A 763-nucleotide genomic window follows, 5' to 3' on the forward strand; every position below is an offset into this window, starting at 1 on the left:
TTTTTTGTTTCCGGCATCCACAAAGAACGGAATATTCAGGTCTGCGCAACACTCAACGGCATCGTCAAAATTATCAAAGCGCAGAACCTCAGCTTCTTCGTAACCGGCTCATTTAAACCGTCTGGTCTGTTTCCTCCGGCTCCACAAAAATAATGTCCATCATTTTGAAGTGGACACTATCGTATGGAATACCGGACCTGGATCACTGAAGCTTTACGCCTTCATTTCGAAGAACATTTACCACGGGTTGTGGCCGGACGTCGCCTGGGCGTACCAAAATCAACTGTCTGTGGTATGTTCGTGCGCTTCCGCAACGCTGGCCTTTCATGGCCTCTGCCCGCAGGTATGTCGGAGCAGGAACTTGATGCCCTTCTTTACGGAAGTGCCTCCACAGTACCTGTCGTACTTACTGAAAGCACCGTTATGCCCAAACTCCCGGTGGTAAAAAAACGTCCCCGGCGGCCTTAATGCCAGTCAGTTAAGCAACTGACTGGCTCTTTTTCGGGGCTGTGGGGTATTTCCAGGGCCTCTCCTTTACCACTCTCGGGAAGGCCCTTCCCCTTCTCGTCGGTAATTTCACAAGTTGTCCCATACTTGCAAGATCGCGCATCAGCTCCGGTATACGTCCCGGTGAAGCGCCCTGCAATGTCATCAGCATTCTCATCACCATTCCGCATGATTCTGAGAAACTCAGTTGATTCGGCCAGTAACCTTTCAGATGTTCCGCCATTTTAATCATCTGATATCTCACCAGATTATAAGC

At 49.8% G+C, this 763-nt stretch carries 2 pseudogenes; one reads left to right on the plus strand and one right to left on the minus strand.

From position 1 onward, the window contains the following. Window positions 1–183 precede the first annotated feature (183 nt). Window positions 184–465 (plus strand): annotated as a pseudogene (locus tag BHE85_RS26820) (IS66-like element accessory protein TnpA); the annotation flags it as partial. A gap of 13 nt (window positions 466–478) precedes the next feature. Here BHE85_RS26820 and BHE85_RS17355 read toward each other — a convergent pair. Further along, a pseudogene (locus BHE85_RS17355) lies at window positions 479–763 on the minus strand (IS4 family transposase); the annotation flags it as partial.

It is taken from the genome of Shigella sp. FC1567, from assembly GCF_001743015.1.
GTDB classification, from domain to species: domain Bacteria; phylum Pseudomonadota; class Gammaproteobacteria; order Enterobacterales; family Enterobacteriaceae; genus Escherichia; species Escherichia coli.